This is a genomic window from Croceitalea sp. MTPC5 (genome assembly GCF_036985505.1).
Classification (GTDB): domain Bacteria; phylum Bacteroidota; class Bacteroidia; order Flavobacteriales; family Flavobacteriaceae; genus Croceitalea.
Genome location: NZ_BTGQ01000002.1, coordinates 742,287 through 756,508, shown reverse-complemented (window position 1 = coordinate 756,508; position 14,222 = coordinate 742,287). Strand labels below are relative to the sequence as shown.

Annotated in this window: 15 protein-coding genes; 5 read left to right on the top strand and 10 right to left on the bottom strand. The window is 34.9% G+C overall.

All coding sequences use genetic code 11. The annotated features are described in order from the left end of the window. Positions 1-2 precede the first annotated feature (2 nt). The 7 genes from AACM45_RS08485 to AACM45_RS08455 form a co-directional block, all read right to left on the bottom strand. The gene (locus tag AACM45_RS08485) at positions 3-1,709 is read right to left on the bottom strand and encodes a type IV secretory system conjugative DNA transfer family protein (protein ID WP_339142030.1); all 1,707 of its coding nucleotides are present in this window, start codon (positions 1,707-1,709) and stop codon (positions 3-5) included. Positions 1,710-1,876: 167 nt separating this feature from the next. Next, on the bottom strand, positions 1,877-2,764 hold the full coding sequence (locus AACM45_RS08480; protein WP_339142028.1) for a DUF5712 family protein: 888 nt from the start codon (positions 2,762-2,764) through the stop codon (positions 1,877-1,879). After that, positions 2,764-3,228 (bottom strand): BfmA/BtgA family mobilization protein, encoded by a 465-nt coding sequence (locus tag AACM45_RS08475; RefSeq protein WP_339142027.1) that lies wholly within the window; start codon positions 3,226-3,228, stop codon positions 2,764-2,766. Before AACM45_RS08475 ends, AACM45_RS08480 begins: the two co-directional genes overlap by 1 nt. 172 nt (positions 3,229-3,400) lie before the next feature. Beyond that, on the bottom strand, positions 3,401-4,084 hold the full coding sequence (locus AACM45_RS08470) for a hypothetical protein (RefSeq protein WP_339142026.1): 684 nt from the start codon (positions 4,082-4,084) through the stop codon (positions 3,401-3,403). A gap of 32 nt (positions 4,085-4,116) precedes the next feature. After that, on the bottom strand, positions 4,117-4,419 hold the full coding sequence (locus tag AACM45_RS08465; protein ID WP_339142025.1) for a helix-turn-helix domain-containing protein: 303 nt from the start codon (positions 4,417-4,419) through the stop codon (positions 4,117-4,119). 151 nt (positions 4,420-4,570) lie between these two features. Next, positions 4,571-5,998 (bottom strand): hypothetical protein, encoded by a 1,428-nt coding sequence (locus tag AACM45_RS08460; protein WP_339142024.1) that lies wholly within the window; start codon positions 5,996-5,998, stop codon positions 4,571-4,573. A gap of 433 nt (positions 5,999-6,431) precedes the next feature. Further along, complete coding sequence (locus AACM45_RS08455) at positions 6,432-6,728, bottom strand: hypothetical protein (protein ID WP_339142022.1); 297 nt, start codon at positions 6,726-6,728, stop codon at positions 6,432-6,434. Positions 6,729-7,584: 856 nt separating this feature from the next. Between AACM45_RS08455 and AACM45_RS08450 the strand changes: the two genes are divergently transcribed. Together AACM45_RS08450 and AACM45_RS08445 are read left to right on the top strand one after the other, a co-directional pair. After that, positions 7,585-8,076: a hypothetical protein gene (locus tag AACM45_RS08450; RefSeq protein WP_339142020.1), complete on the top strand. Its 492-nt coding sequence runs from the start codon at positions 7,585-7,587 to the stop codon at positions 8,074-8,076. Then, on the top strand, positions 8,051-8,341 hold the full coding sequence (locus AACM45_RS08445; RefSeq protein ID WP_339142018.1) for a hypothetical protein: 291 nt from the start codon (positions 8,051-8,053) through the stop codon (positions 8,339-8,341). Before AACM45_RS08450 ends, AACM45_RS08445 begins: the two co-directional genes overlap by 26 nt. On the opposite strand, the gene AACM45_RS08440 is transcribed toward AACM45_RS08445, so the two are convergent. Then, complete coding sequence (locus tag AACM45_RS08440) at positions 8,338-8,583, bottom strand: hypothetical protein (protein WP_339142016.1); 246 nt, start codon at positions 8,581-8,583, stop codon at positions 8,338-8,340. The genes AACM45_RS08445 and AACM45_RS08440 overlap by 4 nt on opposite strands. A gap of 122 nt (positions 8,584-8,705) precedes the next feature. Here AACM45_RS08440 and AACM45_RS08435 point away from each other — a divergent pair, with 122 nt between their 5' ends. Together AACM45_RS08435 and AACM45_RS08430 are read left to right on the top strand one after the other, a co-directional pair. Then, the gene (locus AACM45_RS08435; RefSeq protein ID WP_339142015.1) at positions 8,706-8,930 is read left to right on the top strand and encodes a helix-turn-helix domain-containing protein; all 225 of its coding nucleotides are present in this window, start codon (positions 8,706-8,708) and stop codon (positions 8,928-8,930) included. Positions 8,931-9,319: 389 nt separating this feature from the next. Continuing rightward, a complete protein-coding gene (locus AACM45_RS08430) occupies positions 9,320-11,737 on the top strand; it encodes an ABC transporter permease (protein WP_339142013.1) in 2,418 nt (805 codons plus the stop codon). A gap of 149 nt (positions 11,738-11,886) precedes the next feature. Here the strand turns inward: AACM45_RS08430 and AACM45_RS08425 are convergent, their stop codons facing one another. Together AACM45_RS08425 and AACM45_RS08420 are read right to left on the bottom strand one after the other, a co-directional pair. Beyond that, positions 11,887-12,633: a CPBP family intramembrane glutamic endopeptidase gene (locus AACM45_RS08425; protein ID WP_339142011.1), complete on the bottom strand. Its 747-nt coding sequence runs from the start codon at positions 12,631-12,633 to the stop codon at positions 11,887-11,889. Positions 12,634-12,791: 158 nt separating this feature from the next. Beyond that, positions 12,792-13,382 (bottom strand): Crp/Fnr family transcriptional regulator, encoded by a 591-nt coding sequence (locus AACM45_RS08420; RefSeq protein WP_339142009.1) that lies wholly within the window; start codon positions 13,380-13,382, stop codon positions 12,792-12,794. Between the two features lie 224 nt (positions 13,383-13,606). Here AACM45_RS08420 and AACM45_RS08415 point away from each other — a divergent pair, with 224 nt between their 5' ends. Further along, positions 13,607-14,185 carry a recombinase family protein gene (locus AACM45_RS08415; protein ID WP_339142008.1) on the top strand — a complete coding sequence of 193 codons (579 nt, stop codon included), beginning with the start codon at positions 13,607-13,609 and terminating at the stop codon, positions 14,183-14,185. The last annotated feature ends 37 nt before the right edge of the window (positions 14,186-14,222 follow it).

Here is a 14,222-nt window from a genome sequence, read left to right as displayed (position 1 = left end):
CATCAAATATCTAGCAATGTATTAACTACTTTCGGTTTGATAATATTCTGAGCTTCAGCAATTATCTTATGATAATTTTTAATTATTTCATCAAAATTTACTTCTGGCATGGATCTTAAATTTTCTGGAATGTCAATTTTTGATTTGTCGTATTTGAACCTATGACCAATGAACTCTCTAGGGCTTCCTTCTGCGACAATGCCATAAAACTGACCAGTATCAGCTTTTAAAATTTGATTGACTTTTAATCGCTCCCGTTCTTGTATGCTTTGGCTTTTTCCTCGACTATCGTTTGAATTTAGGTGAACAATTTGCCCTGAAGTGCCAGTACTCTTATTGGACAACCAATACATTTTATCTTCTTTGCTAAAAACGGATTGGATTATTTCAGCGGTTTTGGTATTCGATGTTCGTCCATAGAATTGATTACCCAGATTGGCTATAATTACCTGCGCCTTATCGCTTCCGTATTTTTCGACAATCTGACTATAATCCTGTGTACCGAATACTGTTGAAATTTTGTTGCTTCTACCCGTAGCGGGCAACTGTTCAAAATTTGGAATATATAGCGTGGGAGCTTCGTCAAGTATAATTGTACTTGGTAATTTGTCCGGTTTGTTCATCAACTTGGCTGCCACCGAAATAATTAATGAGATTGCAGGGGAATACGTTTGGGGCAAGGAACTATCATTACCGATACATAAAAATTTTGGCGATTCAGGGTTATTCAGATCTAAGTTCAAATCGTTACCGGATAATAACCAGAATATTTCAGGGTTGTTCAATCTGGAAAGGGCGGTCTGCAACGTTGATATGACGCCGGCTACTTGTTTTTCAGCCCCTCTATTCATGGCCTGTCTAAGACTTACAACCATGCCAGCCGTTTCAGGGTCTGAACTAACTTTATCAAGCAATTGTTGCGTATCAGCTTCTAAAACCAAGCTTATTATATGTGGTAAGCTACATTGTTTTGGATGATGCTTTTTAATAAACCAAATTATGCCAGTCAAAATACTTTGAGCATCCCTATCCCAATATTTCCGTTCCTTAATTGTTTCTGGCAAAAGATTATTGATTATCACTTCGCTATATTCGAACGCATAAGGAGCTTTCAAGAGGTATTCTGGGGCTAATGGATTTAATCTATGACTTTTCAATGGATTTAAAAAATCCAAAAAATAAACGTCTAAATTCTGCTCTCCCTTTTGTTGGTGGTGATAATAGTATTTTGTTAGTTCTGTACTTTTAAAGTCGTACAATATTCCCGTAATCGACTTTTTTACTGCATTTTTTATGATTGGCTTAAAAAGGCTTTCTGATTTCCCAGAACCAGCACCCCCTTGAATATATATGCCGCGCATTGGATTGTTTAAATAAATTTTAGATGGTCTTGCGTCAAACACTATACCTTCTTTGCATAATCTTATTTTTTTATGTGCAGAAAGTTTTTTGTTTGATTTTCTAGAAATCAATATGGACATCACTATTTGGCAAGCTATTAAAACATCCATTATAAGGTAAATCTGTTCAATATCGTATTGCAGTTCATATATGTTTAAGGAGAATAGCAAGTTTACCGCCGTCATTTGCAAGAACGTTCCAACACTCAAGAAAAGAAAAGCCTTTGACCAACGTTTTGTGAATCTGTATAGTACTATATATAATAAAATTGGGTTGATTGTAAAGTAAATTCCTAATCCAGAATTCATTAGGAATTCTCTTGTATGAAGCGTAGTTTCGAAATCCAATTTGGTATTCATTCCGAAATCGGTGCTATAAAAAATTGAAACAATCCCCATCGCAAAACAGCCAATTGGAAAAATTGCCAATACTGCATAGAAGTAATACTTAAGAAATTTGAATATCATTGACGCTATCATAACCCTAGTGATTTATCATTTGACTGTTCTTTATTTTTAACATTCGATAATCTAGATTGCAGTTTATCCTTTTCCATGGCCGTGCCATTTTTGAGTGTATTTTGATTCTCGAATTTTTCTAGTTCATTTCTTTTGTACCCAAAGGAATTGTCAAAGGTTTTTTCATTATTTGTTATCCAAGCCTTTCTGTCAAAACCTACTTTGTATGTATTGTTCCCAATAGTCCTTTGCTTGGATTTTTCATTCGATAAAGGGCTTAATTTCATCTTCTGGGTTTTGTCCTTTCGGCTGACAATGACATGTACATGGGATTGAAGCCCCTTTTTCTTATCTCCCGATTTCTTTTTCCCATTTATCACTTCGGCATCCGTTCCCTTGTATTTTCTAGTATGCTCTATTTTAGCATAATACACCAAGTCATTTCCGCTTTCCAGTCCCTTGTTTTGTCTACCAAAATTTCCGGCATAATTGTCCATGACTTTTCTTGAATAATCTTTTAAATAATTATTGTAGCGTTCAAATTCTTCCCTGTTCATCTGCCAAGTATTTTGTATTGGCTTTCCGCTAGTTGCCTTATCCGCCAAATGCTTCAATTCATTTTTGCTAAAATTGATTGTCGGTGAAAAAAACTTTGCATCTTGTTTACCGAGTTTGGAGATATTCGCATCAATCTTTTCCTTTACTTCAAAACCCCTTATATTGTCGGAATAGGCATTGAAAAACTGCTGTTGTCTATTTCTCATATCGATTTCTCTTTCCCGATTTGTTTCGGATAATGCCATTTTTTCAAGTTCTTGGTTTTCCTTATCCAAGTATTCCACTAAGCTCGATGAGCTTCCTGTGTTGTTCGAGGCCAAACTGCTATGTGGTTTGCTTATCGGCATTAATTGAATATTTCCTTTATTCTTTGGTTTAGTCCAGATTTGCCCCTGCCATCTAGAAAAGATGCTATTTCAATAAGGCAGTCTTTATGTTTCGTTAATTCGCCTTTCACTAAAAGCGTTCGGTTTTTGTCCGCATCATTTATTTTTCCTAGTACATCTTTAAGGCTATTGGTTAGCTCAACTAATTCTAATTTTTGGTTTTTGCTGTTCATATAAACTTCATCTTTCAGAGGTTTGAGAATATCCCTTTCCTGGACTTTAAGAAATGACACTATTCTTTTATCAAGTATCTTTATCATTGTCGATGGGTTTTCGTTTATTGCATCCTTTGGATTTATTCCGGTACGTTTAAAATACCTTATCATAGCCTCTGTCAAAGCTCCGATAGGACTTCCGTAGGTTAGTGAAAGCTGCTTCATATCCTTATGGCTTCTTTCTGATATTATGATGCTTTTCTTTTTCATTTTATAACTGTACACTTTGGTATTCAATTAGTTACAAGTCGGATTATATTCTGGTTATAAATAGTTATAATCTTAAAAGTTCTTCAAACCCCAATTTTTATTGGGGTTTTGGCCCCGCAGGGCAAGTCGGAGATAGGGGCATCGCCCCTGTCCGACTTGCTCTTTTCAAGACCTACCGCCGTCTACTTCCTCCACCTAGTTCAATGAAATTGAACATCTCAAAAATTCTATCGTAAACCTGAGCACCGTACATAGCTTCTAAAGACCTTGTTGAAAGGTTGGTTGTTATATATGTCTTTGTACCATTCTCCTTAAAAATGTTATACCTTATTTGCAAAAGCCTCTCGAAAAGATTCTCTTTTATTCCCCAAGACTGAGCAATTTTTTCTGTTCCCAAATCTTCAAAATGAACAGTTCCCTTGCTGTACTTTTCAATTACTTTCTCTCCCAATGAATTAAATTCGGACACCACGGTATGAACTGAAACATTCCTAAACCATAAACTTTTATGCTGATAATGTTTGCCGATGCTTCCTATAATATCAAAAACCGAACTCTTGCCTGTTCCGCATGGCCCATAAACCAAAAGCCCCTTCCTTAACTCTCCGCCAGTAGCTTTCTCAAACGAAGGATTGTTTGAAAAATATTGGCTGATAACATCCAAAAATTGTCGATTATCCTTATCAACAATAAATGGCCTATCCATTCTATTAAAGTATGTCTTACCAAATGTCCATAGCAACTTTTTAAATTGCGCTGTCTGTAGTTCCTTTGCTTTTTCATGCGCTTGTTTCAACATAATTTCATCCTCGGTTTTAATATGTACTTTCAAATTCCGACCTAAACTATTTTCCATGGTAATATGTGTTAACAATTGAACGGATATTGTTATTTGCGACTAGCAATTAGGACTTCACGGTTTTTACGCGCTAGTTTTAAAAGTTCTGATTTGGAAAAGAAAATAGAGCGGCCTATTTGGTAGTAAGGGACTTTGCCTTTTTTCTTCCATGAAATCAGGCTTGTTATGGATATACCTAAAAAGGCAGCTGCCTCTCTTTGGGTCAACCTATCTTCCTTGACATTGATACCATCATCGTTGATATGTTCGGTCTTACGAATCTCTTCGACCACCATTTTCACGATGCGCTTTAAATCTTCCTTATTGTGCGTGTAAAACAGTACGTTACCCATGCTAATTCATTTAAGTTTAACTTGGAGCTAAACTCAATAAAAGTTGGGTCACCAGAAATTGGAATGAGGTATATTCTAATCTTGAAGACCACAATTAATTGATAACAAGTATGTTGAATTTTTAAAAAGATTTAATCAAAAAATGAAGATTCTAATTTTTCATTTCATTCAAGAGAGCAATCTCGCTTGTCAAACCTTGAAATGATAGCTTAATGCTTTGAATGTTATCGGGATTGTAGGATAGTTTTTTTAGGATATGGTAAAGATTACTTTGAGTCATACCCTTACTTTTTAATGAACAATTATTGGCTATAATCTTAGGTATGGAAACCTTTGGGTTATACTTTATATATTCATGTTTTTCGAGCAATAGTAAAAACTCAAGCATAGTTTGATTGCTTAAGTTCACCGTATCGGGAATCGGTTGACCTACTTTTTCCGTCGAAGTATGGAACAATTCAATTATTAGTTGGTTCGCAGAGCTATCAATTATTTCGGAACTTAAATCTAAATTCGATTTTTTAAGCAAGTACTTGAACCCTTTCTTTACATGACTTATATTTCTTAAAATCCGAATCTTAGAGTTTTTTAATTTCTGAAGGATTACTTCTTTTCTTTTTTCATCTTCAACAATTCTTGAGGCAAGATTCTTCTGATTTAATTTTTCAATATTGTCGAGTGGTAGACCAGAAATAAAGTCTGAATAATCGGATATTTTATTCGTGTATCCTTCAATACCATAATAAGCGTTGTACGTAGATTTATAGTATTCTCCATCATCAATTGAATAACCACTAAAATAGTTTTCAATTAAAGGGAAACGGTTATAATTTAAACGGTTCTCAAGTTCCTTTATTAAGGCAATAAACTTTTGTGCATATCCTTTTACTAACTTAGAGTGGTCAATTAACATCAATTCCCTGCTCAATAATTTTTTCCATTGTTCATAATTGAAAAGAATTGGTGATAACATTAAACAATCATCGTTCTGGTTTATTACGCTCAGATTGGAATCGACGAGGTACTCCACACTATTCAATAGGTTCATGCTCTTGAACAATTGTATTGACGATTGTAGTTCAACGTTGATATCAAAGAAATAACCTCTTATAAATGCCTCACATATATTTATGGATTCTTCTAAATTGACATGCTGGAACTTTTTGTTATAATATTTTTGTTTGGTATGGATTCTATAATTGATTTCTTCGATAATCAAGGCGTGTGCTTTATGATACAGCTTTCTGGGTTCATTTAGTTTGACAATATGTGCCAAAATCAACAAAATCCTTTCAAAAGGGGATTGGGTTTTTAAACTCGTAAGAAATCCTTGGGTTTCAGGAATAATTCCGAATTCTTTACTTTCAATAAAATTCAAAAAATAATCTTCTGATAGCTCAGAGATTGGTCTAAACTCTATGATTTTCTCATTCTCGTCTTCAAATATTTTAACATAGGTATCGGTGTTCCCTTCATTTTCAACAAATTCCTTTCGTACAGTTTCAATACTCTGATAACTTGCTGCCTCTTCAAGTATTATATCCACTTTATCAGATACTATTTTGTATTTTTTTATCATAAAACTGTACAATAAGTTTTAGTTCTTTCAAGATAGTAATAAGTTGACAAATCTAAGCAAGGGCAAGGCAAGTGCATAACTTTCGGAGTTCCCCCGTGAGGATCCGCGACCTACTGGATGAAGCTGTGCAGAAGTGGTCCCACGGAAGGGAACGGAGAAACGTTTTGCTCTTGTGCGCGGTTTCGAGGATGTTGGAAATTAAGGAGACCGCAAGACTTCCAAAGGTATCTAAGCCTTGCGGGACACTCGGTGTGTCTTAGAGACGGATTAATTTTCAACTTCCGCAGGAACATGGCCAGATGCATCAGGGATAGTGTGTAAATGCATTGAATGCAGTTTTTAGCGTGTTTTGTATGAGGAAGCCAATGCTACCGGAATAGTTAAAAAGCTTAATACCTTTGAAAATAATCGAAACCAAACCCCGTCCGATGCCCTAAACCTTTTTAAATATCGTATTTCTGTACTCGGTCTTGACCACTTCGTACAGCTCCCCTAAACGTCTATGGAAATCCGGGGTCATTTCCATCGTAAACGCCCTGAATCCTACTTCTAGTTTCTCTCCTGCAACGACCCTGCCCTGCACCAAGAAAGCATCGGGTTTGCTGTTCAGTTCTGTATCCATCATCTGCTCGTATGGATGGGCGGCGAAAGTCAATGTATTCTTTACATGCGGTGCTATCTCAAAAATTACCCTGAACCCAATATTCCAGTATTCTTTTTTGTACTTCATTTTTCATTTCCAAAGCATCTTTTACGGTTGGGGATTATCTTCAAATATAGGGTGTTGCCCTCGAATTTTGATTTTACTATATTTATAAAAAAATAAAATGGTACTCGCATTAATTTATAAAGGCTCCATGTTTTAAGTATTAACTTAAAACATAGTAATGGTGAAAAGTCAAAAAAAATTCGGAAAGGCTTTTGGTCTGAACGAAAAAGGATTGATAGATTTCCCAAAGAAAATATCCAGCGTAAGAATTTCCAGAATCAAAAATGTGGATAAAATGGGCGGCTGTTCTTATTGCTTTCCACATGGAATAGATACAACCAATTCTAAGCATTCAAAATTCACAAGAAACTGGAAGAAATATAGGCTAAAACAATATAAATCTTTAAACTTTGGCAATCAGAATTAATTTAATGTTAACCTCATTTTTCTACAGCAAAAAGAGGTTTTTCAATTTTTTTGGGTTTATAAAACAAACCTTCCATTGTTCCTGTTTTGAATTCTATTAATACTACATATATTGTCCATAGAATTGTGCGTTTCATCAAAAAATGGATTAAAAAAGCACACTTTGAGTGTCCTTTGTTGTACTTTAGTGACAGATTTAAAATTATATTAAGTAGGAATCTACGTTAAATAATGTTAATAGAAGTTGGAGAAATAAAAGTGATGTAAGGTCAAAAAAGCAAAAGAGCTAGGTAAATTTGGGTAATTATTAACCCTATAATTTATTTAGTTATGAAAGCACAAAAATTGATTTTTGCAGTGGCCGTATTGTTTACAATTGGATTATCAACTTCTTGTACAAAGAGTGATATTGCAGAACAGGACGAGCTGTACGAGCAGTCCATCGAAAGAGATGAAATTACGGAAGACGACGTTGTATGAGTTAGTGGTAGTGGTCGGTATCATTGTGGTATCGACCCTACCTTATTTTCATGACTTGGTTGCTGATAGGTCGGGCGTAAAGCCCAACGTTCCCGTTATTGGTGTGGAATCTTTTCTTACTGGTAGCGACGGGAAGATACTTGGGTTCAGTTCCTATCGTGTTTTTCTATATACCATCATGATTCACTTGTTCGCCCATGTCGGTTTTCTTGGTTGGATGATGGATGCAAAAGGGAAATTTTACCGTATTGCCCTGCTTGTTCCGGTAGTACTTAGCGGTTATACTTTGGCCGTAATATTGTTCAATGCCAGACAGGGGCCTTTTAATGATGTAAACACAAAATTTATAATAACGATAGTAACATCCCTTGGGGTGCTGGTTTACTATATCCTTGACCACAGAAATAAATTGAACCTCAAAAAATCCAAATCGAATCATGCGAGTTCTGAGGTGGGCAATTAGATTACATTTTCACTCCAAAGAAAAGCTTTGGAAGCTTTTCGACGCTTTTAACGAAGATAAAATCTACGTTGCTAATGTTAGTGACATACTTCAGAAATATATTGATTTCAAAATTGATGATATAGAGGAATTCGCTGCAACATATACCTACGATTTCCATGATACAAGGCGGATTCTAGACAATAAAAAAAGTAAGGAACACATGTACAATCGGGTATATAAAATGATGAAGGCACTTGAAGAAAAAGGGAGCCTTGACCGCTAAATCTTTCCGATATATTTTTCCATGCGTACACCGGATTTGAATATATGTTTTCGTAAAACAACGGATTCTTGCTTACTCCATTGCGGTTCTTTCAGGTATTCCAATTCAACAAAAAACGTATTTAGGGCATATAGCGCAAAGGAACTGGTTCCATTGTGAAGATGTGTTACCAAATTGCCATTTACCATGACTTTGGTCATTTGCTCTTTGGTGTCCAACATGAGAAAATCGTAGAGGGTCATATGATGGGCTGCTTAATGATTAAGCGTGTGTTGTAAAAGTAGTAAAACCTTTACAAATTAAAAATATTTTTGTGGGTTTTAAAGCCCACATTAATTTTTAGTAATCTGCGCAACTTGCGTAGATGGACGAAATGGATTTTTTAAGGGCGTTCGGAAAAAGATTGCAGCAACTTCGCAAATCTAAAGAACTAAGCTACCGTAAGATGTCCACTATGTGCGATATTGATTATAGCGACATATCAAAAATCGAAAAGGGTCAAGTCAATATACAGCTTTCTACAATTTTGGAACTTTCCAAAGCCTTGGAAGTAGAACCAAAGGAATTTTTTGAGTTCAACAAGGACTAGCAACTTCGTGGCTAGATAAAACGGCAACTTGACTTACTAGTGTCTATTAATAGACCTAAATCAAAATAATAATTGTTAAATAAATTGATTTAGGAATCAATAGTCTTTTTAGTACCGAAAAAGGTTGGTTTTACGGAGCTAAACTTTTTCTACTTTTTATATGATTCAAATCTTGGTGTCAAATTATTAGACGTTCACTGTATAGTTTTTAGACAGTTTCAAAACCTTCTTTTATAGATTTAGTTCTTAAGTATCTGATAATAAGGTAAATGTAATCATGGCATATTTATAGTACATGATAATTAAAGTTCTACCCTCCGAACTTATTCTAACAGATTTGGAACATTTGGGAACCCACTGTAGAACTTCATCAATCAAACAAAAGTATTATGTTCAAAAATCATCTTAAAGTAGCTTGGCGAAGTATAAAAAAAGAGAAACTCCTTACAGTGATTAAAGTGGGTGGTTTTGCCCTTGGTATCGCAGCTTGTCTTCTCATCGCATTGTTTATCAAGGATGAATTGAGCTATGATAAACATTATAAAAATGCGGATAATATATATAGGGTCGTTCTTGAAGTGGAAATAGAAGGAGAAACAAAAAAAAGTACCCATTTCCCTCTACTGTTTGCTGAAACTCTTAAAACAGATTTTCCGGAAGTCCAAAATGCCGGTAAAGTATATGGTTCCCAACTTTCGTCCGGGGGTAAACGGGCATTTAGAAAATCTGGGGATTCTCAAAACATATTTGAGGAAGGTTTCTTGATTGGCGACCAAGGTATTTTTGAAATTTTGGACATACCCTTAATACAGGGTTCCGAAAGTGAAGTTTTATTAAGTCCTAGGAATATTGTAATCTCTGAATCAAAAGCGGACAAGTATTTTCCAAACGGAGATGCGTTGGGAAAGAATTTGATATTAGATGATAATTCCTCCAATCCTTATACGATTGCAGGAGTAATGGAAGATTTTCCAACCAATTCACATCTAAATTTTGATTTTATATTGCCTATCGATGACTCCAACATAAGCTGGACCAGTACAAATTACTTTACCTACCTGAGTCTGGACGATAACAGTAGCGTTACCCAGTTGCAAACTAAAATGCAATCTATTTTAGAAAAATATGTAATACCAGCACAGATTCAAAGAGGCAGGGACGCTTCTTTCATAGAAGTGTTGAAAACAATTGAATATAAGTTGCAGCCGATAAGCGATATTCACTTAAAATCCGACATTGAAATGCAAGATGGACTCAAACATGGGGACTTACGGTTTGTTTGGCTTTTTGCTGCAGTCGCGGTATTTATTTTATTATTAGCGTGCATAAATTTTATCAATCTGTCAACAGCGAAATCAGCAAATAGAGCAAAAGAAGTCGGACTAAGAAAGACGATAGGCGCTTTTAAAAGTAATCTCATTTCCCAGTTTCTTACAGAATCTGTTCTATTCAGTGTGATATCTTTCATGTTCGGTATTTTGTTGGCATGGGGACTACTTCCCGCTTTCAACTCTATTGCTGCTAAAAACCTTGAAATACCCTGGGCGGATTGGTGGTTCTTCCCTACCGTTTTAATCTGCTCTTTAACTATTGGTTTAATTGCCGGTCTTTACCCTGCTTTTTATCTATCCGCGTTTCGACCTGCAAGTGTTCTCAAGGGAAGTCCGAGTACTAGTGGCAAAAGTGGCAAATTTAGAAGTGGTCTTGTTGTTTTTCAATTTACTACGTCCGTAATTTTAATAATTGGAACAATTGTCATATTTAATCAGATGGATTTTATATTGAACAAAGAACTAGGTTATGATAAGGATCAAGTGATAATATTGGAAAGTACGAGCATATTGGGTAACAAAATAGATAATTTTAAACAACAGTTATTGCAATTACCCCAAGTTGAGGCCGTTTCCAAAAGTGATTTTCTCCCTGTGGATGGTTCTAGAAGAAACCAGACCACTTTTAAGAATATTGGTGAAGGAAGTGAAAACGAGGGTGTTCTAAGCCAAACGTGGGAGGTTGACTATGATTATGTCAATACCTTGGGCATGACGATAGTGGAAGGACGTAATTTTTCAAAGGAATTTGCTATGGATTCGGTCAATTCAGTTATAGTTAATCAAAAAATGGTTAATGACCTAGGTCTTGCAAATCCTTTAGGAAAAGAGATTGACAATAATTATCAACAATATACAATAGTAGGGGTCATAGAAGACTTTCATTTTAAATCCTTAAAAGAAGATATTACACCTTTAGCCATTTCTATCGGGAACTCTCCAAATACTTTAGCTATTAAGATTAGAACTGAGGATATGAATGGAGTTTTATCATCTATTACAGCAATATGGGATAGGAATGTTCCGAACCAATCCATTAGTTATGGTTTCTTAAATCAAAAATTTGCTCAAATGCACGAGGATGTTCAGCGTATGGGTTCCATATTCAATAGCTTTTCTTTGTTTGCGATTATAGTCGCCTGTTTAGGTCTTTTTGCCCTCTCCGCTTTTATGGTGGAGCAAAGAAAAAAAGAAATTAGTATTAGAATTGTATTGGGTGCCCCGTTTCGTAGTATCTATAGATTGTTAACGTGGGACTTTTTGAAACTAGTTTTGGTTTCTATCGCCATTGCTGTGCCACTAGGATGGTATATGATGAATCGTTGGCTTGAGGATTTCGCGTATCGGATCAATATTGGATGGGAGGTATTTGCAGGTGCAGCTTTAGCTGCTCTGATTATAGCAGTTTTAACTATCAGTTATCAATCTATTGGTGCTGCTTTGATTCAACCTTTAAAAAGTTTAAGAAAAGAATAGTCGGTTCTGTAAATCGGCTAGTTAATCGAACTTATTTAAGAAGTTGAGAAAGTCCTTTTATTGGTTCTTTTAATCGAACTATTTTAGAAAATCCTCCAAAGAACTAAATTAGGCTTTTCAAATGAGTTTGTATTAGCGATAGTTTTTATTCAGTTCATTTGATAAAAGATACAATAAGTCATTCCTAAATTAAATGCTGCATGACATATTATTGCCCCTAAAATAGAGCCTGAACGTTTTCGACATATATAGAACAATATACCGACACAAAACATACTTAGAACCCATATCAGAGTTGGTGTTAACAAGAATTTCCATTCCTGATTGATAAATATTAGTCCAAAGTGGGAAATATGTACAATGGCAAATGCAGAGCTATCAACTAAAGACGCTGTTTTGTCTCCCAGGGAATTTGCAAAGCTTGAATGAACTATTCCTCTGAAAAAAAGTTCTTCTCCAATCGGGCTAAACGTCATTCCGATTAATGCGTTTATGTAGAACAAATTAAGTTTGTTTTGTTGGTCTATTCCTTCTGGAATGTTATAAGATTTTCCAATATAGTTGTACCAATTTTCATAAGAGTTGCCATAAAGCATTTCTCCTAAGAAATAAAGCAAAACGCTAAATATAACACCAATTGCAAAGGCAATGATTAGCCAACCATAGTTCGTTGGTCTTTTAATTCCTGCTCCTTTCCTACCATATTTGCTTAAAAACACGAATGGAGCTATTGCTGAAATAAGCATAATTATTCCGACATATTGCATATTCCCCGCTTCATTGCCTAATAAGACCAAGACAAAACGAGGAATGCAGATTAGAAGAATTAAAAAAAGCCCGAATTTCCAATCGAAATTGAAAATCTTGCCCCAAATAGGTTTTAATTCATTCTGCATACTTTGCTATAAATTATGGAGTTTTTCAAGCGTCTATTTGAACTTTAAATCTCCAATAGTTATTGGAAGACTAAAGCTTTCATAGGAGCCATTGTTGACAACAATCAGTAAAAATGCAACATAAATCTATTGTGTACCTGACACATATGTGACAAAAATTAGTTTTTAGCGATTTTATTTCGGATTCTACTTAATGATTGTCTCTCGATTCCTAAATAGGACGCTAAATGGGATAAGCTTATTCTATTGATGATATCCTTATTTTGGGCAATAAAGTTTAAGTATCTTTCTTCGGCATTTTCGAACAAAAAGCTCTCTACTCTGTCTGTTTCTCTTGTTAAGACTTTTTCTGCCATCAATCTTCCGTACATTTCGCTGTCCTTATGATTTCGATAAGCTTCCTGAAGTTTTTCATATGGCATTTTGATAATGATTGAAGGTTCAAGACATTCAATAAAATATTTAGACGGTGTTTGCCTTAAAAAAGAAGGATAGTCGGTGGCATACCAATTCTCTCTTATAAAACCTGTGGTTATTTTACTGCCATTTTCGTTGACATAATACTTTCTCAAAAGCCCTTGGCACACATATCCGATTTCTTTTTGTACTTCGCCACTTTCAAACAGAAATTCCTTTTTATCGTATTTTTCTAAGATTAAAAAAGAGAGCGTGAAGTTTTTTGCCTCAAGATTCAAGTCAGGAAATTGTTCCATAAATAAGTCAAAGTAGGATTGTAATTCATTTTCCATTTTTCTTTCAGCTTGTTGCCAGCAGGTGTATATAATTATAGATTATACACGCACATTTTGTGAAATAAAATTAAACAATTAAGACTGATTACCATGGAGGAAGAACAGTACTCTAAAACGGCCGTTTTACGGCACAATACAAATATCATTTAGAAATATTCTTTTCCAGTTCCATTTTCCGTCTTTTTTAATAGTTTCGAAAATTAACGTTTTACGGGACTAAAATGATATTCGGATACGCTAGTGGATTTCACTCAAAAAATTTACGATTACAAATAAAATTGCTTATGGGTTTCGGTTGCGATAAAATTTACAGGGACAAATATGTAAATCGAAATGACTACCGCGATGGTCTTAGAAGAATGTTGAAAAGAACCAAAAAGGGAGACATCATTTTTGTCCATCGAAATGAAGTCATTTTTGCCTCGATGAATGAAATGGTCAGAATCCTATCAATCTTAAGAGATAAAAATGCTCATTACATTAGTTTATCTGATTTCCATTTCAATACACTTCGTCTCAATGGTAGTTTTCTCCTTAAAGTATTTGATTCCATTCGAAGGTTTCAAAACGATATCTTACTTGAAAAAAGAAATCATATCAAACGACCGAAACAGAGAACCCTTTTAATGGGTCGTCCATCAGGCATTCAAAATGCAACTTTGGATAAGTATGAATATGCAAATTTTCTATATGAAGTGAAGAAGGAAACAATTGAAACAGCTTGTCAGAAAGCCCAATTGAGTAAATCGAGCTACTATAGAATCAATTCTGTCTTTAAAACTGAAAACTATAAGACCTGAAATCATTTGTCTTTAACATTTGGAATAAACTTTATGT

What these genes read in the sequence shown, in the direction of transcription:
- AACM45_RS08485 (WP_339142030.1), bottom strand. Translation starts at nt 1,709, where the DNA reads ATGAATTCTGGATTAGGAATTTACTTTACAATCAACCCAATTTTATTA.
- AACM45_RS08480 (WP_339142028.1), bottom strand. Translation starts at nt 2,764, where the DNA reads ATGCCGATAAGCAAACCACATAGCAGTTTGGCCTCGAACAACACAGGA.
- AACM45_RS08475 (WP_339142027.1), bottom strand. Translation starts at nt 3,228, where the DNA reads ATGAAAAAGAAAAGCATCATAATATCAGAAAGAAGCCATAAGGATATG.
- AACM45_RS08470 (WP_339142026.1), bottom strand. Translation starts at nt 4,084, where the DNA reads ATGGAAAATAGTTTAGGTCGGAATTTGAAAGTACATATTAAAACCGAG.
- AACM45_RS08465 (WP_339142025.1), bottom strand. Translation starts at nt 4,419, where the DNA reads ATGGGTAACGTACTGTTTTACACGCACAATAAGGAAGATTTAAAGCGC.
- AACM45_RS08460 (WP_339142024.1), bottom strand. Translation starts at nt 5,998, where the DNA reads ATGATAAAAAAATACAAAATAGTATCTGATAAAGTGGATATAATACTT.
- AACM45_RS08455 (WP_339142022.1), bottom strand. Translation starts at nt 6,728, where the DNA reads ATGAAGTACAAAAAAGAATACTGGAATATTGGGTTCAGGGTAATTTTT.
- AACM45_RS08450 (WP_339142020.1), top strand. Translation starts at nt 7,585, where the DNA reads ATGAAATTACGGAAGACGACGTTGTATGAGTTAGTGGTAGTGGTCGGT.
- AACM45_RS08445 (WP_339142018.1), top strand. Translation starts at nt 8,051, where the DNA reads ATGCGAGTTCTGAGGTGGGCAATTAGATTACATTTTCACTCCAAAGAA.
- AACM45_RS08440 (WP_339142016.1), bottom strand. Translation starts at nt 8,583, where the DNA reads ATGACCCTCTACGATTTTCTCATGTTGGACACCAAAGAGCAAATGACC.
- AACM45_RS08435 (WP_339142015.1), top strand. Translation starts at nt 8,706, where the DNA reads ATGGACGAAATGGATTTTTTAAGGGCGTTCGGAAAAAGATTGCAGCAA.
- AACM45_RS08430 (WP_339142013.1), top strand. Translation starts at nt 9,320, where the DNA reads ATGTTCAAAAATCATCTTAAAGTAGCTTGGCGAAGTATAAAAAAAGAG.
- AACM45_RS08425 (WP_339142011.1), bottom strand. Translation starts at nt 12,633, where the DNA reads ATGCAGAATGAATTAAAACCTATTTGGGGCAAGATTTTCAATTTCGAT.
- AACM45_RS08420 (WP_339142009.1), bottom strand. Translation starts at nt 13,382, where the DNA reads ATGGAAAATGAATTACAATCCTACTTTGACTTATTTATGGAACAATTT.
- AACM45_RS08415 (WP_339142008.1), top strand. Translation starts at nt 13,607, where the DNA reads ATGATATTCGGATACGCTAGTGGATTTCACTCAAAAAATTTACGATTA.